Annotated in this window: 19 protein-coding genes and 1 other annotated feature; of the genes, 13 read left to right on the top strand and 6 right to left on the bottom strand. The window is 30.1% G+C overall.

What is annotated here, in order from left to right:
• The 3 genes from RSF37_RS08235 to RSF37_RS08225 form a co-directional block, all read left to right on the top strand.
• Positions 1 to 1857, top strand: a 1857-nt coding sequence (locus RSF37_RS08235) for an acyl-CoA dehydratase activase-related protein (protein ID WP_332563925.1), incomplete at its 5' end; no start/stop codon positions are given.
• A gap of 55 nt (positions 1858 to 1912) precedes the next feature.
• Positions 1913 to 2141, top strand: a binding site (T-box leader).
• 78 nt (positions 2142 to 2219) lie between these two features.
• Entirely contained in the window at positions 2220 to 4868 is a 2649-nt protein-coding gene (locus tag RSF37_RS08230) for a valine--tRNA ligase (protein ID WP_332563924.1), read from the top strand.
• Between the two features lie 120 nt (positions 4869 to 4988).
• On the top strand, positions 4989 to 5648 hold the full coding sequence (locus RSF37_RS08225) for a GTP pyrophosphokinase (RefSeq protein WP_332563923.1): 660 nt from the start codon (positions 4989 to 4991) through the stop codon (positions 5646 to 5648).
• Positions 5649 to 5682: 34 nt separating this feature from the next.
• On the opposite strand, the gene RSF37_RS08220 is transcribed toward RSF37_RS08225, so the two are convergent.
• A complete protein-coding gene (locus RSF37_RS08220) occupies positions 5683 to 6942 on the bottom strand; it encodes an FprA family A-type flavoprotein (RefSeq protein WP_332563922.1) in 1260 nt (419 codons plus the stop codon).
• A gap of 247 nt (positions 6943 to 7189) precedes the next feature.
• Here RSF37_RS08220 and RSF37_RS08215 point away from each other — a divergent pair, with 247 nt between their 5' ends.
• Entirely contained in the window at positions 7190 to 8497 is a 1308-nt protein-coding gene (locus RSF37_RS08215) for a bifunctional folylpolyglutamate synthase/dihydrofolate synthase (protein ID WP_332563927.1), read from the top strand.
• 41 nt (positions 8498 to 8538) lie between these two features.
• Here the strand turns inward: RSF37_RS08215 and RSF37_RS08210 are convergent, their stop codons facing one another.
• The gene (locus RSF37_RS08210) at positions 8539 to 8784 is read right to left on the bottom strand and encodes a TIGR03905 family TSCPD domain-containing protein (RefSeq protein WP_332563921.1); all 246 of its coding nucleotides are present in this window, start codon (positions 8782 to 8784) and stop codon (positions 8539 to 8541) included.
• A gap of 135 nt (positions 8785 to 8919) precedes the next feature.
• Between RSF37_RS08210 and RSF37_RS08205 the strand changes: the two genes are divergently transcribed.
• Positions 8920 to 9822: a YncE family protein gene (locus RSF37_RS08205; protein ID WP_332563920.1), complete on the top strand. Its 903-nt coding sequence runs from the start codon at positions 8920 to 8922 to the stop codon at positions 9820 to 9822.
• Here RSF37_RS08205 and RSF37_RS08200 read toward each other — a convergent pair.
• Entirely contained in the window at positions 9794 to 10330 is a 537-nt protein-coding gene (locus tag RSF37_RS08200) for a DUF4364 family protein (RefSeq protein WP_332563919.1), read from the bottom strand. The genes RSF37_RS08205 and RSF37_RS08200 overlap by 29 nt on opposite strands.
• A gap of 125 nt (positions 10331 to 10455) precedes the next feature.
• On the opposite strand from RSF37_RS08200, the gene RSF37_RS08195 reads away from it, so the two are divergent.
• Positions 10456 to 11235 carry a polysaccharide deacetylase family protein gene (locus tag RSF37_RS08195; RefSeq protein WP_332563918.1) on the top strand — a complete coding sequence of 260 codons (780 nt, stop codon included), beginning with the start codon at positions 10456 to 10458 and terminating at the stop codon, positions 11233 to 11235.
• 107 nt (positions 11236 to 11342) lie between these two features.
• The gene (locus tag RSF37_RS08190; RefSeq protein WP_332563917.1) at positions 11343 to 12005 is read left to right on the top strand and encodes a single-stranded DNA-binding protein; all 663 of its coding nucleotides are present in this window, start codon (positions 11343 to 11345) and stop codon (positions 12003 to 12005) included.
• Positions 12006 to 12067: 62 nt separating this feature from the next.
• Here RSF37_RS08190 and dapD read toward each other — a convergent pair whose 3' ends face one another.
• Positions 12068 to 12778 carry a 2,3,4,5-tetrahydropyridine-2,6-dicarboxylate N-acetyltransferase gene (gene dapD / locus RSF37_RS08185; RefSeq protein WP_332563916.1) on the bottom strand — a complete coding sequence of 237 codons (711 nt, stop codon included), beginning with the start codon at positions 12776 to 12778 and terminating at the stop codon, positions 12068 to 12070.
• A 200-nt stretch (positions 12779 to 12978) separates the two neighbouring features.
• Here dapD and RSF37_RS08180 point away from each other — a divergent pair, with 200 nt between their 5' ends.
• The 6 genes from RSF37_RS08180 to RSF37_RS08155 all read left to right on the top strand — a co-directional run bounded on the left by RSF37_RS08180 (position 12979) and on the right by RSF37_RS08155 (position 20236).
• Entirely contained in the window at positions 12979 to 14112 is a 1134-nt protein-coding gene (locus tag RSF37_RS08180; protein ID WP_332563915.1) for a pyridoxal phosphate-dependent aminotransferase, read from the top strand.
• 528 nt (positions 14113 to 14640) lie between these two features.
• Positions 14641 to 15567 (top strand): ABC transporter permease, encoded by a 927-nt coding sequence (locus RSF37_RS08175; protein WP_332563914.1) that lies wholly within the window; start codon positions 14641 to 14643, stop codon positions 15565 to 15567.
• A 13-nt stretch (positions 15568 to 15580) separates the two neighbouring features.
• Positions 15581 to 16525: an ABC transporter permease gene (locus RSF37_RS08170; RefSeq protein WP_332563913.1), complete on the top strand. Its 945-nt coding sequence runs from the start codon at positions 15581 to 15583 to the stop codon at positions 16523 to 16525.
• An 11-nt stretch (positions 16526 to 16536) separates the two neighbouring features.
• Positions 16537 to 17544: an ABC transporter ATP-binding protein gene (locus RSF37_RS08165; protein ID WP_332563912.1), complete on the top strand. Its 1008-nt coding sequence runs from the start codon at positions 16537 to 16539 to the stop codon at positions 17542 to 17544.
• Between the two features lie 4 nt (positions 17545 to 17548).
• Entirely contained in the window at positions 17549 to 18523 is a 975-nt protein-coding gene (locus RSF37_RS08160; protein WP_332563911.1) for an ABC transporter ATP-binding protein, read from the top strand.
• A gap of 57 nt (positions 18524 to 18580) precedes the next feature.
• On the top strand, positions 18581 to 20236 hold the full coding sequence (locus tag RSF37_RS08155) for a peptide ABC transporter substrate-binding protein (protein WP_332563910.1): 1656 nt from the start codon (positions 18581 to 18583) through the stop codon (positions 20234 to 20236).
• Between the two features lie 51 nt (positions 20237 to 20287).
• On the opposite strand, the gene dapB is transcribed toward RSF37_RS08155, so the two are convergent.
• Both dapB and dapA read right to left on the bottom strand, forming a co-directional pair.
• Complete coding sequence (gene dapB / locus RSF37_RS08150) at positions 20288 to 21043, bottom strand: 4-hydroxy-tetrahydrodipicolinate reductase (RefSeq protein WP_332563909.1); 756 nt, start codon at positions 21041 to 21043, stop codon at positions 20288 to 20290.
• Between the two features lie 15 nt (positions 21044 to 21058).
• Positions 21059 to 21937, bottom strand: coding sequence for a 4-hydroxy-tetrahydrodipicolinate synthase (gene dapA, locus RSF37_RS08145; RefSeq protein WP_332563908.1), 879 nt, complete (start codon positions 21935 to 21937; stop codon positions 21059 to 21061).
• Between the last annotated feature and the right edge of the window lie 18 nt (positions 21938 to 21955).

The raw sequence follows: 21955 nt of genomic DNA, 5'->3' as shown, positions 1-21955 counted from the left end.
GAAGCTAAAGTAGCAGTAGAAAAAGCATTTAAAGAGAGAGAAAATTATAAAAAAGATATAAGAGATAAAGGATTAGAAGTTATTGAGTACTTAAAGAAAAACAATAAAAAAGGTATTGTTTTAACAGGAAGACCTTATCATATAGACCCTGAAATAAATCATGGTATCCCAGATGTAATTACATCATTTGGAATGGCAGTACTTACAGAAGATTGTGTTTCAGATTTAGGAAAGCTTGATGCTCCACTTAGAGTCGTAGACCAATGGACATATCATGCAAGATTATATAGAGCAGCGGCTTATGTTAGAGATTCAGAAGTATTAGAGATGATACAGTTAAATTCATTTGGATGTGGATTAGATGCTGTTACAACTGATCAAGTAAATGAAATATTAGAAGAAAAGGGTAAAATATATACTGTATTAAAAATAGATGAAGGTAATAACCTAGGAGCTGCAAAAATAAGAATAAGATCTTTAAAAGCAGCTATTGAGGAAAGAAGAAGAAATAACTACACTCCAGTTAAAGAAAATATAGAGTATAAAAACCCTGTATTTACTAAAGAAATGAGAAAAAGTCATACTATTTTATGTCCACAAATGTCACCAATTCACTTTAATATGTTAGAAGTTGCAGCAAATTCTGCAGGATACAATTTGGAAATATTACCAGAAAATGATCCGGGTGCTATTGAAGAAGGATTAAAATATGTAAATAATGATGCTTGTTACCCATCAATTATAGTTATTGGGCAAATAATAAATGCATTAAAATCAGGGAAGTATGATATTAACAACACATCAGTTATAATTTCTCAAACTGGTGGAGGATGTAGAGCAACAAATTACATTGGATTCTTAAAGCTTGCACTTAAAAATGCAGGGTATACAAACATTCCAATACTTTCACTAAATGCTGTTGGACTTGAGAAACAACCAGGATTTAAAATAACTGTTAAGTTTATAAAGAGAGCGCTAATGGCACTTGTTTATGGAGATCTATTTATGAGAGTAGTATATAGAACAAGACCATATGAGGCTATTCCTGGTTCAAGTAATAGACTTCACGATAAGTGGAATAAGATTGCAAAAGAGAATCTAAAAAATGGAAGCAAGAGAGAATTTAATAAAAATATTAAAAATATAGTTAAAGAATTCGATGAATTAGAGCTGCTAAATATCAAGAAACCAAGAGTTGGAGTTGTTGGTGAAATATTAGTAAAATATCATCCAACAGCAAATAATGATATTGTAGGTCTTTTAGAAAGTGAAGGAGCGGAAGCTGTTGTTCCAGATCTTTTAGACTTCTTCTTATATTCAACTTATGATAGTGACTTTAAGCATAAATATTTAGGTTTCTCTAAAAAGACTAGAGATTTAAGTATACTTGCAATGAAGTATATGGAAAGCTTCAGAAAAGAAATGAATAAAGCCTTAAAAGAGAGTGATAGATTTGAACCAACTAAGAAGATACAAGAATTAGGTGGTTTCGCATCAAAAATACTATCTCTTGGACATCAAACTGGAGAAGGATGGTTCCTAACAGCAGAGATGATAGAACTTATTAAATCAGGTGCTGATAACATAATTTGTATGCAACCTTTTGCTTGTCTACCAAATCATGTAACAGGTAAGGGTATGATGAAAGCATTAAAGAAAAATTATCCTAGTGCTAATATAGTTGCAGTTGATTATGATCCTGGTGCTTCAGTTGTAAACCAAGTAAATAGAATAAAGCTTATGCTTTCAGTTGCATTTAAGAAGATGAAAGATGAGACTGAAGAAGTTACAAGCAATAAAGAAAATAAAGAAGTTTTAACTACTTTAAAAGAAGCAAGTGCAACTTTAAACAATTAATATGTTGACAAATAATAATTATTGCTATAACATATATAAGTAAATATTGATATATTAAACAGCTAAGATGAAGAGGAGTAAAGATAGTAAGCTTTAAAGAGAGAAGGGATTATGGTGAGAGCCCTTTAAGCAGAATATTTTGAAGGTAGCTTCGGAGCTTCTTTAGTGAAATTATAGTAACTAAAGACGGTCTCACTAAGATCGTTATTTAAATTAAGAGCTTATAAAGATTAATTTTAATTTTTGTAAGAATTAAGGTGGTACCACGAGCTTTCGTCCTTTCTAGGATGAAAGCTCTTTTTTTATACAATAAATCTAATTTAGAATGATTTAATTTAAAAGGAATTAAAGGAGGAATATTAATGTCAGAAGATATAAGAAACATTAGCACAACATATGACCCGAAAGAATTCGAAGATAGAATTTATAAAACTTGGGAAGATAACAAATATTTCACACCAGTAGTAGATAAGAATAAGAAACCTTATTCAATAGTTATGCCACCACCAAATATAACAGGTAAGTTACACTTAGGTCATGCACTTGATAATACTCTTCAAGATATGCTTATAAGATTTAAGAGAATGCAAGGATTTGAAACTTTATGGCTTCCAGGACAAGACCACGCATCAATTGCAACAGAAGTAAAAGTTGAAAATGAACTTTTAAAAGAAGGGCTTAAAAAGAAAGAAATGGGAAGAGAAGCATTCCTTGAAAAAGTTTGGGAATGGACAGATGAATATAGAGGTAGAATAAGAACTCAACTTAAGAAAATGGGTTGTTCAGCTGACTTTACTAGAGAAGCATTCACAATGGATGAACATTTAGATAAAGCTGTTAAGCACGTATTTGTTAAGCTATATAATGAAGGTCTTATATACCAAGGAAATAGAATAACTAACTGGTGTCCTAAATGTCAAACTGCATTATCAGATGCAGAAATAGAATATGAAGAACAAAACGGACATTTCTGGCACATTAATTATCCATTAACAGATGGTAGTGGATTTTTAGAAATTGCTACAACAAGACCAGAAACTTTACTTGGAGATACAGCAGTTGCTGTAAACCCAAATGATGATAGATTTAAGCATCTTATTGGAAAGACTCTAATACTTCCATTAGTAGATAGGGAGATTCCAATAGTTGGAGATGACTATGTTGATATAGAATTTGGAACAGGAGCAGTAAAAATAACTCCAGCACATGATCCAAATGACTTTGAAGTAGGTAAGAGACATAATCTTCCTCAAATAAGAATTATGGATGATAAAGGATTCATAAATGAAAAAGGCGGAAAATATAAGGGCCTTGAAAGATATGAAGCAAGAAAAGCTATGGTTAAGGACTTAGAAGACCTTGGACTATTAGTAAAAGTAAAAGACCATACTCATAACGTATCAACTCATGATAGATGTGGAACTGTAATAGAACCAATAATATCAAAACAATGGTATGTAAAGATGGATTCTTTAGCAGAACCAGCTATTGAAGTTGTAAAAAATAAAGAAACTAAGTTTGTACCAGAAAGATTTGAAAAAACATACTTTAACTGGATGGAAAACATTCAAGATTGGTGTATTTCAAGACAATTATGGTGGGGACATAGAATACCAGTATGGTATTGTAATGACTGTGGACACGTAAATGCATCAGAAGGAGAATTAACTACTTGTGCAAAGTGTGGAAGTCATAATTTAGAACAAGAAACTGATGTTTTAGATACATGGTTTAGTTCAGCACTTTGGCCTTTCTCAACTCTTGGATGGCCAGAAAAAACTGATGACTTAGCATATTTCTATCCAACTAATACATTAGTTACTGGATATGATATTATATTCTTCTGGGTTGCTAGAATGATATTTAGTGGATTACATAACATGGGAGAAAGTCCATTTGAAAATGTATTAATACACGGTATTATAAGAGACTCTGAAGGAAGAAAAATGAGTAAATCTTTAGGTAATGGAGTAGATCCATTAGAAGTTATCGACACATATGGTGCTGATGCATTAAGATTTATGTTAGTTACTGGTAATGCTCCAGGAAATGATATAAGATATTATCCAGAGAGAGTTGAATCTGCAAGAAACTTTGCAAATAAAATTTGGAATGCTTCAAGATTCGTTATGATGAATTTAGATAGAGAAGTAATGGATAAATATAAAGATACAAAAGAATATAGCTTAGCTGATAAGTGGATTCTTTCAAACTTAAATACATTAGTAAAAGAAGTTACTGAAAATATGGATAACTTTGAACTTGGAATTGCACTACAAAAAGTTTATGACTTTATGTGGACTGAATTCTGTGATTGGTATATAGAACTTGTTAAGCCAGTTTTATATGGTGATGATGAGAAAGCTAAGGGAATAGTATACAACGTACTATTTACAGTTTTAGAAACAGGACTTAAATTACTTCACCCAGTTATGCCATTCATAACAGAAGAGATATTTACACACTTAAATGAAGATGAAGAAACTATAACATTATCAGCGTGGCCTGAATACAATGAAGAATTTAAAAATGAAAAAGCTGAAGATGATATGGCATTTGTCATAGAAGCTATTAAGAACTTAAGAAACTTAAGAGCTGAGATGAATGTTAAACCATCAAGAAAAGCTAATGTTATATGTTATATATCAGATGAAGCTAAAGATGCATTTACATCAGGTGCTGCATATATTGAAAAGCTTGCATCAGCTTCTAACGTATCATTTATTAATGATAAAAAAGAAGTTCCAGAAAATGCTGTATCACTTGTTGTTAAGGGTGGTGAATTATTTATGCCACTTCTTGATTTAGTAGATAGAGAAAAGGAACTAGAAAGACTAACAAAAGAAGTTAAAAAGTTAGAAGGCGAAATTGAAAGAATAGATAAAAAACTTTCAAATGCGGGATTCGTAGCTAAAGCACCAGAGAGTGTTGTTTTAGGTGAAAAGGAAAAAAGAAGCAAATATGTTGAAATGCTAGATGCTGTAAAATCTAGAATAGAAGCATTAAACTAATAAAATAAATAGGGCTGCTTTAAATAACTAATAAGATTAGTTAATTTTGAGGCGGCTCTTTTTTATGTTATAATTTATCTTAATTAGTAGTTATTTTGTCTTAAAAGGGGAGATTATATTATGAAAAATTCAATATTTATAAATAACAGTATAGACGTTAATGAATTTATAAAAAATGAAGAGTTAATAGCTTGGAGAGATCTTTTAGTAGTATACGAATTTGCAGTACAAGAAATTAGTACAAAGCTTAATATATTAAATAACGAGTTTAAAAATCTACATGATTATAATCCAATAGAACATATTAATAGTAGAATCAAAAAGCCAAAAAGCATTGCTCAAAAGCTAATGAATAAAGGTATAGATCCAACACCTGAAAATGCTATGGAGGAACTTAAAGATATTGCAGGAATTAGAATAATATGTTCTTTTACAGAAGATATTTATAGAATTTTTGAAATATTAACTAAACAAGATGATGTAAATGTTATAAAAATAAAAGATTACATAAAAAATCCTAAAGAAAATGGTTATAGAAGTTTACATGTACTTGTTACTATTCCAGTATTCTTATCAACTGGTACAAGAAATGTTCCAGTTGAAATACAAATTAGAACAATTGCTATGGATTTTTGGGCAAGTCTAGAACATAAGATATATTATAAATACAGGGATAAATCATTAGATAATATTTCTGATGAGCTAAAAGAATGTGCAGATATGATAACAGTTTTAGATAAAAAGATGGAAAATTTAAGATATGAAATAGAGAAAATATAAAAAAGGTGAGATTTAAAAAATCTCACCTTTTATTTTATTTTGTAGTTACGTCACAAGCACCGTGGTCAATACTTCTAAAGTCTATTTCTCCAAACATTGCTTTAGCAAATGTATCTCCAAAGTTCTTAGCTTCCTCTATTTCTTTTTCTGAAGGTCTAAACTTAACACGGAATCCTGGGTGAATTAATTTCATTCTTAACTCTTCAAGTCTACTTTCTATTCTAGGAACAGCTTCTCCGCTCCATCCGTATGAACCAAAAGCAGCAGCATATTTCTTACCATGAATTACTGGATTTAAGTTTGCTAAAAGCATTCTAACTGGTGGTAGCAATTCATTTACTATAGTTGGTGAACCGAATAATAATCCATCTGAATCTTCAATATCTTTTAATATTTCAGGAGTTTCATGTTTTATTATATCGTACATCTTAACTTCAACATTATGGCTTCTCTTAATACCTTCTTTAATAGCATTAGCTAATTCTTCAGTATATCCATAAGCTGAAACGTATGATATTGTTACTTTCTTATCTCCGTCTATCTTAGGTTTAGATGGAGTGCTCCATTCTTTATAAAGGTTTATAATTTCCCATGGATTGTCTCTTAAAATAGGACCGTGTCCTGGACAAACTATATCAATATCTAAATCTTTAATCTTATCAATTCCCTTTAATACAAATGGCTTGAAAGGTCCTAAGATGCAATCGTAGTAGTATCTTAAAGCTTCGTAATAGTTTGTTTTATCTACTATTTGATCATTGAACATTTCTTCAGTTGCATAGTGACTACCAAATGAATCACAAGTTATTAAAACATTATCTTCTACAACATATGTGTACATTGAATCTGGCCAATGTAAAAAAGGAGCTGATATGAATTTTAATGTCTTATTACCAAGAGAAATTTCATCACCATCTTTTACGATAATGTGGTCAAAGTCTCTATTGATAATTTCTTTTAAGAAAGATATAGCTTGCATTGATCCAACAACTTTAGCATTTGGTGCAAGTTCTAATATTTTTCCAACTGATCCAGCGTGATCTGGTTCTGTATGATCAACAACTATGTAATCAATATCTGCAGGGTTAGTTTCTATACTTTCAAGAGTTTTTAAATACTCGTCAAAGCATCTTTCTTTTACTGTTTCAAATAATGCAGTTTTTTCGCTTCCTTTTACTACATATGAATTATAAGTAGTTCCGTATGGAGTATACATTATAATATCAAACACTCTTAAGTCTGAATCAAGTGCTCCTACCCAGTAAATATCTTTTTTTACTTCTAAATACTTCATCTATAACACCTCTTATGAACAATTAATTTTAATAAATAACAATTATTATCTCTATTAATTATGATAACAAAAATTTTCTCTAAAGTAAATAAATTTCCATAATTAATTAGATAATATTGCTAAAATATCATATACTTTTATTATAGTCTTTTACTCAGAAAATATTTATACTTAAATTATTAATAGTATGAAATTTAAATTAAATTATAATTAATTTTATAAAAATTGTAAGATAAGGAGAAAAATAATAGTAATGAATTATGAAGATGGAATGAAATATATAAAGACAGTAGGAAATTTTGGTTCAAATTATGGACTTGAAAGAACAGAAAGGTTACTTGAAATTTTAGGTAATCCACATAAGAAAATTAAAGTAATACATATTGCAGGAACAAATGGGAAAGGTTCAACAACATCAATATTAACTTCTATGCTTATAAGGGAAGGTTTTAAGACAGGTATGTATACATCACCTTTCTTAGAAGAATTTGAAGAAAGAATTCAAATTAATAAAGTTAACATAAGTAAAGCTGATTTAGGTATTTATGTTGGAATTATAAAAGATGCTGTTGATAAAGTTATGGAAGAAGGATATAGTCATCCAACAGAGTTTGAAATAATAACATGTTTAATGTTTAAGTATTTTTATGATGAAAAAGTAGATTATGCGGTTGTGGAAGTAGGTCTTGGTGGAAGACTAGATTCGACAAATGTAGTAAGCCCAGTATTAACTGTAATAACATCAATTAGCTTAGATCATACTAATATATTAGGAAATACTATAGAAGAAATAGCAGGAGAAAAGGGTGGAATAATAAAAAATAATATACCGCTTATAATGTACCCACAAGAAATGGAAGAAGCTAAAAATGTATTAATTAGTATATGTAAAGAAAAGAGTTCAAAAGTTTATGAAGTTAAAAAAGAGAATAGATCATTAGATTATATTAATGAAGATGATTTTTATCAAAGAATAAAAATAAAAGGTTTGCTTAAAGATTATGATATGAATTTAAGATTACTTGGAGAGCATCAAATAGTAAACTGTCAAGTTGCAGTTATGGCAGTGGAAGTTTTAAGTGAAATAGAAGGGTTTGATTTAAATAACATAGAGACTGGTGTAGAGGATGCTAGGTGGAACGGAAGACTTGAAGTTTTATGCAAAGAGCCTTTGATAGTTATTGATGGAGCTCATAATATACAAGGAATAAAAAGTTTAAAAGAAAATGTTCTAAAATACTTTAATTATAATAAAATGCACTTAATTCTTGGAATTCTTGCAGATAAGCAAGTTAATGAGATGATTGATACAATTGTACCTCTAAGTGAAGATGTAATAGCTCTTACTCCGCATAGTGATAGAGCTGAACTTGCAACTGAACTTAAAAAAGAAATTTATAAAGTTAATGATAAAGTAAAAAGTTTTGAAAATTATAAAGATGGTTTTTATAGTGCATTAAGTACAGCAAGAAAAGATGATATTATATTAGTTACAGGTTCCCTTTATATGATAGGTGAAATGAGAAGTATAATAAATAAAAGTATAAAAAAATAAAAAAAAGGCTGTTTTATCAGCCTTTTTTAGCTTGTCTGAAATTAAGCATTTTTAATTTCAATTAAAGCTTTAGATAATTGGTCTGGACATGATGTTTCTTTATTACCGCATTTAATGCCAGTAAGTTTTTCGATTGCTTCATCTACATTCATGCCTTCAACTAATTTAGAAATTCCAAAAAGATTTCCAGGACAACCACGTACAAATTCAACTGAGTTAATTATATTATCTTTCACATCAATATGTATTTCAGTGGAGCAAACACCACTAGTTTTATATGTATACATAAATACCTCCAAAATTAAAAAAATTCTAATACAATTATACTTTGAAAGCTTAAAGAAATAAAGGGGAATTTGTCGCTAATTTAAGTATGGAATCATATTATATAAAGAATAAGTCTTCCTTAGGAGGTATAAGTTATGAATAGTATATATGTTTGTAATGCCAAAGAGGATTCTATAACTAAAATAAACTTAGATGATATGAGTTTAGAAACACTACACTTAAGGGTGGATGGAAGGCTTATGGGCCCCTCAAATATAGATGTTAAGGGGGAAATAGGAGTAGTAGCTAATAGCTACAATAATACAATAAGTCTTCTTAATATTAAAGATTTTAAGGAGGAAGATTGTGATTATATAGGTGCCAATCCAGTTGATGTAAAAATCTATAGGAATTATGTTTATGCACTATGCAATGAATTAAATGCTATAGTTATTTATGATTTGGATGAGAGATGCACTGTTTTAAAAATTCCTTCAGGAAATTCACCGCAGAATATAACAATAAACGAGGATAATGAAATTATGTTAGTATCGAATTTACTTGATAAGACAATTTCTATTATCGATTTAAAAGAAAATGTAAACGTAGGTGCTATACAAGTATCAGAGTATCCAATTAAAGTTAAGTTTTCATGCAACAGAGAATTGTTTTACGTTTGTGAAAGCTCTCTAGACGATGGTGAAGATGGTTATGTTAGTATTTATAAAGTTAAAGATTACAGCCTTATAAAAAGAGTAAAGGTTGGAATTATGCCAGTAGATATTTATGAAAGTAAAGATATTCTCTATGTGTTAAATGCTGGGGACAGTACTGTACTTGAAATGAACTTAGAAAAAAAATTAGAAAAAAAAGAAATGTACATTAGTGGGATGCCAAAGTCTATTATAAAGTTTAATGAAAATTATTTTATAAGTGATTATTTTAATGATAAACTTTATATTTTAGATAAATCCTATAATAAAGAAAAAATCATTACACTAGGAAAAGAACCTAATGCAATGATTTTAGTTACTTCAAATCATCAAATAATAAATTGATAATTTCGTTATATATTTCTGAAGGATTTTCCTGCCACTTATTGCAAAGATAAGTGGCTTGTTTTTTTGTTGGGACTGATAACTTAAGCTCGATTAAAGGAGAGTCATCTTCTAGAGCTTTGATATCAACAATAAAAGTATCATTTTCACCAATTGTATAATCGCTATGTATTGTTAATTCCTTCTTGATTAAATCTATATGTGACTTAATATATTCATTAATAAGTGACATCTTTGAAGAGGAAATTCTATCTTTAAAAAATGATAGAACACTATCTCCTTTAGGGGTAAGTTTCATTAAGTTTTTATCCATTACTTCAGAATACTCAATAAACTGTGCTTCTTCAAGCTCATTTACATATTGTTGCAATGTAAAGTAATTAATAAAACTATTTTCTAGCACTATTTCAGTGAGTTGTGTATTAGAAATAGGCTGTTTTAATGTTTTCAAAATGTATAAAAGCAATAATTTATTTTCTGCTAATTCTAATGAACTCTCTTCGTACATCTCTAAGCCTCCATTTATTTAAATATATAAATAATTATAGCATAAAATTAAAAAGAATAAATATAGAGGAATTAAATAAAATGTAAAGGAATATAATTAATTAGATTAATAATAGGAGTTATGTTTTGAATAATAGAAGAAAAAAAGAATTAATTTTAAGTTTAGGAACACTAGTTGTAGTAATAATACTTGCAGTATCATATGTATTAAATAGTTCTAGTAGCATAAGGACAATAGCTAATAGAGAGGACGTAAAGATGCCTATTCATTCCGTTAATACGGATAAAAAGGAGATCGCACTTAGTTTTGATATAAACTGGGCTGAAAAAGATTATTTAGATGACATATTAATTATATTAAATAAATATAATGTAAAAGCAACATTCTTTGTAATGGGAAAGTGGATAACATATACAGATGATAACAAAGAAAAATTGAATAGGATAAAAGAGGGTGGTCACGAAATAGGAAATCACAGTTATATACATCCAAATTTCTCTAAATTAAGTAACGAGAAAATAGAAGAAGAAATTATGAAAACTGAAAAGATAATAAAAGATACAGTTGGAGTAAAATCTAAGTTATTTAGATTTCCAAGTGGAGACTACAGTGAAAGTGCAGTAAAAAAAGTTTTATCTTTAGATTATATGCCGATTCAATGGGATGCGGATTCTGTAGATTGGAAGGAAGACGGTGAAACTGTTGAATACGAGCGAGTTAGAAAAAAGGTTAAAAGTGGATCAATAATGCTTTTTCATAATAATGCAAAGCATACGCCAAGTAATTTGGAAAAGCTTATAAAAGAGCTTCAAAGCGAAGGATATGAGTTTAAAAAAGTTGGAGATATTATATATAATGATGGATTTTATATTGACTCTTTAGGTACACAACATAAAAATTTATAATTTATATTGAAAATTGCATAAATTATGTATTATAATGGAAATGTACTTGTGGGGGTCATTTAAATTTATATAAAGTTAGTTTATTACAAAGGGAGAGAGGGGTTACAATGGATAATTTAATGTTAAACAACAAAATTTATCTTGAAGGAAAGGTAGTATCAGAATTAGAGTATAGCCACGAAATGTATGGGGAAGGGTTTTATACATTTGGTCTTGAGGTACAACGATTAAGTGATTCAGTAGATTTACTTAACGTAACGGTTTCAGAAAGATTAATAGCAGACTTCGATATAAGCGTTGGTAAAGATGTAATCGTAGAAGGACAATTAAGATCATATAATAAATTTATGGAAGGTTCAAACAAATTAATACTTACAGTATTTGCTAGAAATATTGAGCCTTGTATAGAAAGAAGTAAAAATCCTAATGAAATATTTTTAGATGGATATATATGCAAAGAACCTGTTTACAGAACTACACCATTTGGTAGGGAAATTGCAGACGTTTTACTTGCAGTAAACAGAGCATATAATAAATCAGACTATATTCCAACTATAGCATGGGGAAGGAATTCTAGATTCTGCAAGACGTTAGAAGTTGGAGATAACATAAAGGTATGGGGTAGACTACAAAGTAGAGAATATCAAAAGAAAGTATCAGATACAGAAGTAGTTAAAAAAATAGCTTATGAAGTTTCAATTTCTAAAATGGAAAGATCAAGAAAAGAAGATGAGGATGTTCACACAAGTAACGAAGAAGGCGCAGTATAAAATTTAATTAGATATATAAAAAAAGGTATTTGAAATATTTCAAATACCTTTTTAAATTCAAATTATTTTCTTAAATCATCAAGAAGTTGAGTTTTGTCTTTTGTCTTATCATCAACTGTCTTTATAATCTTTGCAGGAGAACCTGCAACAACAACTCCATCTGGAACATCTTCTGTTACAACAGAACCAGCTGCAACAACAGAACCACGTCCAACTTTAACACCTTCTAATATAACAGCATTAGCACCGATTAATGCATTATCTGAAACTTCACAAGGAGACTTGCTAGGTGGCTCTAAAACTCCTGCTACAACAGCACCAGCACCTAAGTGAACATTCTTACCAAGTTTACCACGAGCACCTATTACAGCGTTCATATCAACCATTGTTCCTTCACCAATTTCAGCACCTATGTTTATAACAGCCCCCATCATGATAACTGCATTTTTACCAATAGTTACTCTATCACGGATGATAGCACCTGGTTCGATTCTAGCTTCTACTTCAAGAATATCAAGCATTGGTATTGCTGAGTTTCTTCTATCATTTTCAATTCTAAAATGTTTAATTAAATGTTTGTTATCTAAAATAACTTTTGATATTAAATCAGATTCTCCAATTAATATATAGAAGCCATTAGCTCCGTACCATTCTATTTCATCTAAGTTTGCTTCAGTTAAATCACCATTTACGTAAACTTTAACTGGTGTTGATTTTTTTGATTCTTTAATGAATCTTGCTATTTCATATGGATCTGTAAAATTATATTCCATAATATCATCCCTTCTGCTTTTAAAATATGTAATAATTTAATTATAATAAAAAATGTTATCAATTAAAAGGGGTTCTTAGAAAAAGTGTGAAATTTGCTAGTATGATAATATTAAGGTAGAATATTTTTAAGGAACTATTAAATTTAATTAGATTTATAAAATTGTATTTAATATATAGCAGAAAAGGAAAGTGAAGAAAAATGAATAGTAGAGTTGAAGCTGTTGAAATTTCAGGGATAAGAAAATTTTACAATAAAGTATTAAAAGTGGAGGGTGCAATATCATTAACACTTGGTCAGCCGGATTTTGATATGCCAAAAGGAGTTAAAGATGGAGTTGTTGAAGCTTTAAAAGAAAACAAAACAACTTACACTCAAAATGCAGGCATCGTAGAATTAAGGGAAGAGATTAGCAAATATTTAAAAAAGTTAAATATTAATTATAATAAAGAAGAGATTTGCATAACAGTTGGAGGAAGTGAAGGGATATTTATATCACTTATGGCACTTTTAGATGAAGATGCTGGTGTGATGATAGCAAGTCCTGCATATCCAGCTTATGAAAGCATAGTAAATATAGTGGGTGGAAAAGTAGTAAATTACGAGTTGAATGAGGATTTTACTATTAATATAGAAAATATAAAGAAAAAATATAATAAAGATAATTGCAAATATTTAGTTTTATCATTCCCAACTAATCCAACAGGTGCTATTTTAGATAAGAATGGAAGAGATGAACTAGTTGAATTTATAAAGAAGGAAGATATTATTGTAATAACTGATGAAATATATGCATCTATAATTTATGATGAGTATTACTCAGTTGCGCAAGATGAAAGTATCAAAGATAAAATTATATATATTAGTGGGTTCTCAAAAATGTTTTCAGCAACTGGTCTTAGAATTGGATATATAGCTTGTACGAATAAATTAATGGAACAAATTATGAAAGTTCATCAATATGATGTTTCTTGTGCTACATCAATAGCTCAATATGGAATGTTAAGTGGACTTAAAAACTCAATGAGTGATGTAGATATTATGAGAGATGAATTTTATAGTAGAAAAATATATGTTGTAGATAGATTGAAAAAGATGGGTATAGATGTTATAGATCCAAAAGGTGCATTTTATGTGTTTCCATCAATTAAAAAATTCAATATGAGTTCTGAAGAATTTTGTGAAAAACTTTTAAGTTCAGAAAAAGTAGCTTGTGTTCCAGGAAGTGCATTTGGAAAAATGGGAGAGGGATACATAAGAATATCTTACTGTTATTCTAAGGAACAATTGGAACTTGCATTAAATAAAATAGAAAAATTCATTAAAGAAATATAATTTAGAAATAAAAAATGCGACAATTAGTGAAATAATTGTCGCATTTTTTTATTTTAAAGCAGAATAGGACAAAAAACGAAAGTTGCATAATCAAATAATTCAAAAAAACATAGTATTATGCGATTTATACCGTATTAACATGTAAAAAATAAAAGTTTAGAACTTGCATCATTCAAAATGTACGGCTACTACGAACAAAAAAGAAAAAATGTATAAATTATAAACAGTTTACAATTACATAAAAAAATATTTAAAATAATAAATAAATGGTAAAAATATACACATGCATAAAAATGAAATAATATTAATAAAGTGCCTTAAAATATGTATTCTAGTAAATGTAAACGTATTCTAATTTGTTATTATCTTTTTGATAATTTAATAATATAAGCCTAGGTTTTGTTGATATATTATTAAAAATGATGCGTTATGATTAACATTATTCGTTGACAAAAGTAATAGATATAATATAATTAATAATAAATATTCGCCGTATATATATGAAATAATGAAATGGGGGTTTTAAAAATGTTAAAGTACATAGGAAAAAGAGTATTTACTAGTATTATAACAATTTGGGTAGTTATTACCTTGACGTTTTTCCTTGTTCGTTTAATGCCAGGTGGTCCTTTTGATGGGGACAAGATTACACCAGAAATTAAAGCGAATCTTGAGGTTAAGTATGGATTAGACAAGCCGTTAAGTGAACAATATACAATGTATCTTAAAAATTTACTTAAAGGTGATCTTGGGGAGTCAATGAAATTTAGAGGAAGACAAGTATCAGACACAATAAAAGCAGGATTTCCAAATTCAGCTAAACTTGGTTTAGTTGCTGTTGTATTTTCAATGGTTGCAGGTGTTGGGCTTGGAATAATAGCAGCGTTGAAGGCTAATAAATGGCCGGATAAAGTATGTATGTTTATTGCAACTCTTGGAATTACAATACCGAGTTTCGTTTTAAGTGCAGTACTTATTTATATTTTTGCAAGTAAGCTTGGAATACTGCCAACTACAGGATTTTCAAGTTGGCAACATTATATAATGCCAGTTATTGCACTTGCAGGTAGCTCAATGGCATTTATAACTAGACTTACAAGAAGTAAACTTATTGACGTATTAAAAGCAGATTATATTAGAACAGCTACAGCAAAGGGACTTTCTAAAAGGACTGTTATTTTAAAACATGCCTTAAGAAATTCACTTATTCCAGTTGTGACATATTTGGGGCCACTAGTTGCTGGAATAATGACAGGAAGTTTTGTTGTTGAAAAAATATTCGCAATTCCAGGCCTTGGAAATGAGTTCGTATCTACAGTTTCAAACAGAGACTACACAGCACTTTTAGGAGTTATAGTTTTTTATAGTACTCTTGTAGTTGTTTGTAACTTAATAGTAGATATTTTATATGTAGTTATAGATCCTAGAATAAAACTAGATAATATAGAAGGTTAGGAGGAGAAAAACCATGGGAAAAAATACGAAATTAGATAAGTCATTGTTTACTCCTCTTAGTGAAGAAGAGAAGAACTTTGAACAAATTGTTAGACCTAGTGTTGGTTATTGGAAAGATGCGTGGAGAAGACTTAAAAGTAATAAGGTAGCTTTAATATCTTTAATAGTAGTAATAATAGTTACTATCTTTGCGATAGTTACTCCACTTATATCAAAGTATGCTTATGATGCAACAGATTTATCAATGACAAACGCGAAGCCATCTATGGAACATTTTATGGGTACAGATAAACTAGGACGTGATCTTTTTGTAAGATTAGCTTACGGCGCTAGATATTCATTGATAATTGGAGTTGCAGCAGCAGTAATTAATTTAGTTATTGGAGTTGTATATGGAGGAATTGCAGGGTTCTTTGGAGGAACAATAGATAATATAATGATGAGAATAGTAGATGTATTATATTCAATTCCTTCAATAATCTATGTTGTATTATTAATGGCTTTATTTAAAGAAGCAAATATTGGAGGATCAGGATTACTTCCAATTATATTAGCACTTTCAATATCTTATTGGGTTGGAATGGCAAGAATAGTTAGGGGAGATATCCTTCAATTAAAGCAGCAAGAATTTGTACTTGCAGCAAGAACTTTAGGAGCTTCAAAATTCAGAATTTTATTTAGACATTTAATACCAAATTGTATTGGTTCAATTATAGTTACGATGACACTTTTAGTTCCATCAGCGATATTTACAGAAGCATTTTTAAGCTTCTTAGGACTAGGTATAAACGCACCACTTGCATCACTTGGAACTCTTTGTAATGATGCAATGTCAGCTATATACTTATATCCATATCAATTATTCTTCCCAGCTGCAATGATATGTTTAATTATACTTTCATTCAATATGCTAGGAGATGGATTAACTGAAGCGTTAGATCCAAAGCACCAAAAGTAGGAGGGGTTAAAATGAGTAAATTAATAGAAGTTAACAATTTAAGAACCTCCTTTAAAACACATATAGGAGATGTTCAAGCAGTACGTGGAATTTCATTCTATGTAGACAAAGGAGAAGCTATAGGGGTTGTTGGAGAGTCAGGTTGCGGTAAATCAGTAACAATGATGTCAATAATGAGGCTTTTATCAGAAAATGGAAAAATAACTGAAGGCGAAGTAATATTTGGTGGAAGAGATATTGCCAAAATATCTGAAAAAGAGATGGAGTCAGTAAGAGGAAATGAAATGGGTATGATATTCCAAGATCCTATGACATCTTTAAATCCACTTTTTACAATAGGAAATCAGCTTATAGAACCTTTAGTTAAGCATAGAGGATATAGTAAAAGTAAGGCTTGGGAAGAAGCTATAAAAATGCTTGATACAGTTGGTATACCAAGTCCAGAAAAGAGAATGAAGCAATATCCACATGAGTTTTCAGGTGGCATGAGGCAAAGAGCAATGATTGCAATGAGTTTAATATGTGAACCGAATCTTATAATAGCAGATGAACCAACTACTGCATTAGATGTTACAATTCAAGCTCAAATACTAGATTTAATGAAAGAATTAAAGGAAAAGGTTAATAGTTCAATAATTCTTATAACACATGATTTAGGAGTTGTTGCAGATCTTTGTTCTAGAATATATGTAATGTATGGTGGCATAGTTGTTGAAGAAGGGACGGATGAGGATATATTCTATAGTCCAAAACATCCATATACATGGGGACTTTTAAAATCTGTTCCTAACCCAAAGAGCGGTATTAAGGAAAAGTTAATTCCAATTGAAGGTCAACCACCTGATTTATTAAAACCGCCAACTGGTTGTCCTTTCGCAGCGCGATGTGATTATGCTATGAAAGTTTGTCTTGAGAATCAACCACCATTATTTGATATTTCAAAAGGACATAAAGCAGCTTGCTGGCTTTGTCATGAAGATGCACCAAAGGTTAAAGCACCTGTAGGAAGGGAGGAATAATTTTATGAGTAATAAAGAAGTAGTTTTAGAAGTTAAAAATCTTTGTAAGTTCTTCCCAGCTAAAAAGAAATTATTTGGAGAGCCAAGTTATGTTAAGGCTGTAGATGATGTATCTTTTAGCATAAATAAAGGTGAGACATTAGGTCTTGTTGGAGAATCAGGTTGTGGTAAGACAACTACTGGAAGAACTATACTAAAGTTATATAATCCAACAAGTGGTCAAATAATATTTAATGGTGAAGATATTACAAATTTAAGTGAGAAACAAATGATCCCATTAAGAAGAAAGATGCAGATGATATTCCAAGATCCATATGCATCACTTAATCCAAGAATGACTGTTGGAGATATTATTGGGGAAGCAATAGACATTCATGGATTGCATAAAGGAAAAGAAAGAGAAGCTAGAATTAGATATCTTCTTGATAAAGTAGGACTTAATGGAAGCCATATAAATAGGTATGCACATGAGTTCTCAGGAGGACAAAGACAAAGAATTGGAATAGCAAGAGCACTTGCAGTTGAACCAGAATTTATAGTGTGTGATGAGCCAATTTCAGCTCTTGATGTATCAATACAAGCGCAAGTTATAAATATGCTTGAAGAGTTACAAGAAGAACTTGGACTTACTTACCTTTTTATTGCCCATGACCTTTCAATGGTAAAACATATTTCAACTCACATTGGGGTAATGTACTTAGGTAAAATGGTTGAAAAAGGACCAAGTGATGATGTTTATTTAAATCCGAAACATCCATATACAAAAGCTCTTTTATCAGCAGTTCCAATACCGGATCCAAACCTTGCAAAATCTAATAACAGAATAGTTTTAGAAGGGGATATTCCATCTCCTATTGATCCGGAACCAGGTTGCAGATTTAAAGGAAGATGTAAATACGCAAAAGATATATGCGGTAAGGTTGATCCAGAAGTTAAAGAAGTAGAACCTGGACACTTTGTAGCATGTCATTTATTCTAATAGTTATTTAATTCATTAAATTGAATTATATATAAGAAATATTAAGGGGGAAAAGAGATGAAAAATAGCAAAATTAAAAAGATTTGCGCTCTTGTGCTAACAGCAGTACTTGGAACATCAGTACTAGCTGGTTGTGGTGACAAAGATTCAAGTGGCGGAAGTTCAGAACAACATTTAATCCATAATTTGGGAACGGAGGTAAAGACAATAGATCCAGCACTTAACAATGCTGTAGATGGATCTATCGTAATTGCAAATGCCTTTGAAGGTCTTTATAGAATGGATGAAAATTTAAAACCAGCACCTGGGGTTGCAGAAGATGTTAAAGTATCTGATGACAAGTTGGTTTATACATTTAAACTTAGAAAAGATGCAAAATGGTCAGATGGTAAGGAAGTAACAGCAGATGACTTTAAGTATGCTTGGACTAGAGCATTAGATCCTAAAGTAGCAGCTGATTATGCATTCCAATTATATTATATTAAAGGTGCAGAAGAATTTAATACTGGAAAAGGTAAGGCAGAAGATTTAGGAATAAAGGTTGTTGATCCTCAAACTTTAGAAGTTACACTTAAAAATCCAACACCATATTTCTTAGAACTTACAGCATTCCCAACATATATGCCAGTAAGACAAGACATAGTTGATGCTAATAAAGATACATGGACTCAAAAGGCTGACACATATGTTTCAAATGGTCCTTTCAAAATGACAGATTACAAAATGAAAGATGCATATGAGTTAGCTAAAAATGATAATTATTGGAATAAAGATTCTGTAAAACTTGATAAGTTAACTTTCAAGATGATAGCAGATGAAACTTCAGCTTATGCTTCAGTTAAGAATGGAGAAATTCAAGTTTCAGATAAAGTTCCTACAGTTGAAATAAAAAATGGTAAAGAAGAAGGAATTGTTCAAATTTATGATAAATTAGGAACTTACTTCTTTGCAATAAACGTAAACAACCATGCTGATAAATTAGATCCTAAAGTTAAAGAAGCTCTAGGTAAGAAAGAAGTTAGACAAGCACTTAATTTAGCTATAAACAGAAAACAAATAGTTGATGAAGTAGCACAAGGCGGACAGACTCCAGCTTGGAGTTTTGTACCAACAGGAATGAAAGACGCAGATGGAAAAGAATTCGCAGATAAGAAATATTGGAATCCAGATGAATATGAAAAAAATGTAGAAAAAGCTAAAGAATTATTAGAAAAAGCAGGATACAAAGATGGTAAGGGACTACCAGAACTTGAATTATCATATAATACAGATGAAGGAAATAAAGCAATTGCTGAATCAATTCAACAAATGTGGTCAAAAATTGGAGTAAATGTTAAACTTGTAAATCAAGAGTGGGCTGTATTCCAAGATTCAAGAAAAAATGGACAATACGAAATTGCTAGACATGGATGGATTGGAGATTACTTAGATCCAATGACATTCTTAGATATGTGGATGACAGGTCTTGGTAACAACGATCCTAAATTCGCAAATAAGGATTATGATGAATTAATAAGAACAGCTATGAAAGAAACTGATGTAGCTAAGAGAAAAGAAGCTTTAAGAAAAGCAGAAGATATCTTAATGGATGAAATGCCAATAATTCCAATTTACTACTATACAGACGTAAAAGCAGTAGATAAAAGTGTTAAAGGAATGGTAGTTTCACCACTTGGACAAGTATATTACGATAAAGCATCTATAGAAAAATAAAATAAGACTAAAAAGAGATAGTAGATTAAATTCTACTATCTCTTTTACTTTTTATAAACCTATAACATCATCCATTGAATAAAGGCCAGGTTTTTTAATATTCCCCATGTATTCACATGCTTTTAGAGCACCAACTGCGAAAACTTCTCTAGAAATAGCTTTGTGGGATAGTTCAATAACTTCTCCAGTACCTGCAAATATTACATCGTGATCTCCAACAATAGAGCCACCTCTTACTGCGTGTATTCCTATTTCCTCTTTTTCACGTTTAGAAGAACCGGATCTTCCATAAACATATTTAGTGTCATCTTCTAAAGATTCTTTTATAGTATCTGCTAAAAGAAGTGCGGTACCACTTGGGGCATCTACTTTTTGATTATGATGCTTCTCAATAATTTCTATATCGTAATTTCCGTATAGAAGAGGAGAAACTTTTTTTAGTAGAGAATTTATTAAATTAATACCAAGTGACATATTTGCTGATCTAAATAGTGGAAGAGTTGTGCTTTTTTCATCTATAAGTGCTAACTCTTCATCAGAAAATCCTGTTGAACAAATTACAAGAGGTTTCTTTGTCTTTTCTGTAAGGTCTAATAAACCTTGTAGAGCAGAAGCTCTTGAGAAATCGAGTAAAACATCATAATCTATATCAACATCCTTTGGAGATTCAAATATTTTATAGGGTGCATTTTCTTTTTTGTATGCATCAATACCAGCTACGATTTCAAGGTCTTTGAAATCATTTGATATATTTGTAATTACTGTTCCCATTTTACCTGAACATCCATTTAATATTACTTTAATCATATTATATATATCTCCTTATATTAATTTATACTTCTTTAGTGTATTTTCTAAGTCTTTTTGTAGATTCTCATCCATTTCATATAATGGAAGTCTTAGAGGACCAACCTTGAAGCCCATTAAATTAAGTGCTGTCTTAACAGGGATTGGATTAGTTTCTAAAAATAATGAATTTGAAAGTTCTAATGTATCTATTTGAATTTTAGAAGCTTCATGACACTTTCCATCTAAATACATTCTAGTCATATTATGAACTTCATTTGGAATTACATTTGCAAGGACTGATATAACACCTTTTCCGCCAAGAGACATGATAGGTATTATTTGATCATCATTACCTGAATAAATATCTATAGAATCACCACATAGAGCTTTCATTTCAGCTACTTGGCTTAAGTTTCCACTAGCTTCTTTAATAGCAACTACGTTATTAAATTTTGAAAGTTCTAATAATGTAGAAGGAGTGATATTCATATTAGTTCTACTTGGAACGTTGTAAAGTATAATTGGTATATTTACAGCATCGTTTATAGTTTCAAAATGTTTAATCAATCCTTTATGGTTTGTTTTATTATAGTATGGAGTAATTACAAGTAATGCAGAAACTCCAACACTTTCACAATACTTAGACATCTCTACAGAAGACTTTGTATTATTTGAACCACTTCCTGCGATTACAGGAATTCTTCCGTTTATAGTATCTACTGTAAATTTAATTACTGATTTTTTTTCTTCTAAAGTCATAGTTGTAGCTTCACCTGTAGTTCCGCATATAACTATAGCATCTGTATTTTCTTTTACATGCCATTCAAGAAGTTCTTTTAATTTATCGTAATCTACTGAGTCATTGGTAAATGGTGTAACAATTGCAACACCTGAACCTTCAAATATTGTCATTTTAAAATCCCTCCAGTT

It is taken from the genome of Clostridium sp., from assembly GCF_036643715.1.
In the GTDB taxonomy this organism is placed as follows: domain Bacteria; phylum Bacillota; class Clostridia; order Clostridiales; family Clostridiaceae; genus Clostridium.
Note: the sequence above shows the minus strand (reverse complement) of the source record. Positions and strands in the feature narration are given on the sequence as shown.

Excerpts from the sequence above, each read along its gene's own strand:
- RSF37_RS08205 (WP_332563920.1), top strand. The coding sequence starts at position 8,920 with ATGAATAGTATATATGTTTGTAATGCCAAAGAGGATTCTATAACTAAA.
- RSF37_RS08220 (WP_332563922.1), bottom strand. The coding sequence starts at position 6,942 with ATGAAGTATTTAGAAGTAAAAAAAGATATTTACTGGGTAGGAGCACTT.
- RSF37_RS08160 (WP_332563911.1), top strand. The coding sequence starts at position 17,549 with ATGAGTAATAAAGAAGTAGTTTTAGAAGTTAAAAATCTTTGTAAGTTC.
- RSF37_RS08230 (WP_332563924.1), top strand. The coding sequence starts at position 2,220 with ATGTCAGAAGATATAAGAAACATTAGCACAACATATGACCCGAAAGAA.
- RSF37_RS08180 (WP_332563915.1), top strand. The coding sequence starts at position 12,979 with ATGAATAGTAGAGTTGAAGCTGTTGAAATTTCAGGGATAAGAAAATTT.
- RSF37_RS08170 (WP_332563913.1), top strand. The coding sequence starts at position 15,581 with ATGGGAAAAAATACGAAATTAGATAAGTCATTGTTTACTCCTCTTAGT.
- RSF37_RS08210 (WP_332563921.1), bottom strand. The coding sequence starts at position 8,784 with ATGTATACATATAAAACTAGTGGTGTTTGCTCCACTGAAATACATATT.
- RSF37_RS08190 (WP_332563917.1), top strand. The coding sequence starts at position 11,343 with ATGGATAATTTAATGTTAAACAACAAAATTTATCTTGAAGGAAAGGTA.
- dapB (WP_332563909.1), bottom strand. The coding sequence starts at position 21,043 with ATGATTAAAGTAATATTAAATGGATGTTCAGGTAAAATGGGAACAGTA.
- RSF37_RS08225 (WP_332563923.1), top strand. The coding sequence starts at position 4,989 with ATGAAAAATTCAATATTTATAAATAACAGTATAGACGTTAATGAATTT.
- RSF37_RS08175 (WP_332563914.1), top strand. The coding sequence starts at position 14,641 with ATGTTAAAGTACATAGGAAAAAGAGTATTTACTAGTATTATAACAATT.
- dapD (WP_332563916.1), bottom strand. The coding sequence starts at position 12,778 with ATGGAATATAATTTTACAGATCCATATGAAATAGCAAGATTCATTAAA.
- RSF37_RS08165 (WP_332563912.1), top strand. The coding sequence starts at position 16,537 with ATGAGTAAATTAATAGAAGTTAACAATTTAAGAACCTCCTTTAAAACA.
- dapA (WP_332563908.1), bottom strand. The coding sequence starts at position 21,937 with ATGACAATATTTGAAGGTTCAGGTGTTGCAATTGTTACACCATTTACC.
- RSF37_RS08155 (WP_332563910.1), top strand. The coding sequence starts at position 18,581 with ATGAAAAATAGCAAAATTAAAAAGATTTGCGCTCTTGTGCTAACAGCA.
- RSF37_RS08200 (WP_332563919.1), bottom strand. The coding sequence starts at position 10,330 with ATGTACGAAGAGAGTTCATTAGAATTAGCAGAAAATAAATTATTGCTT.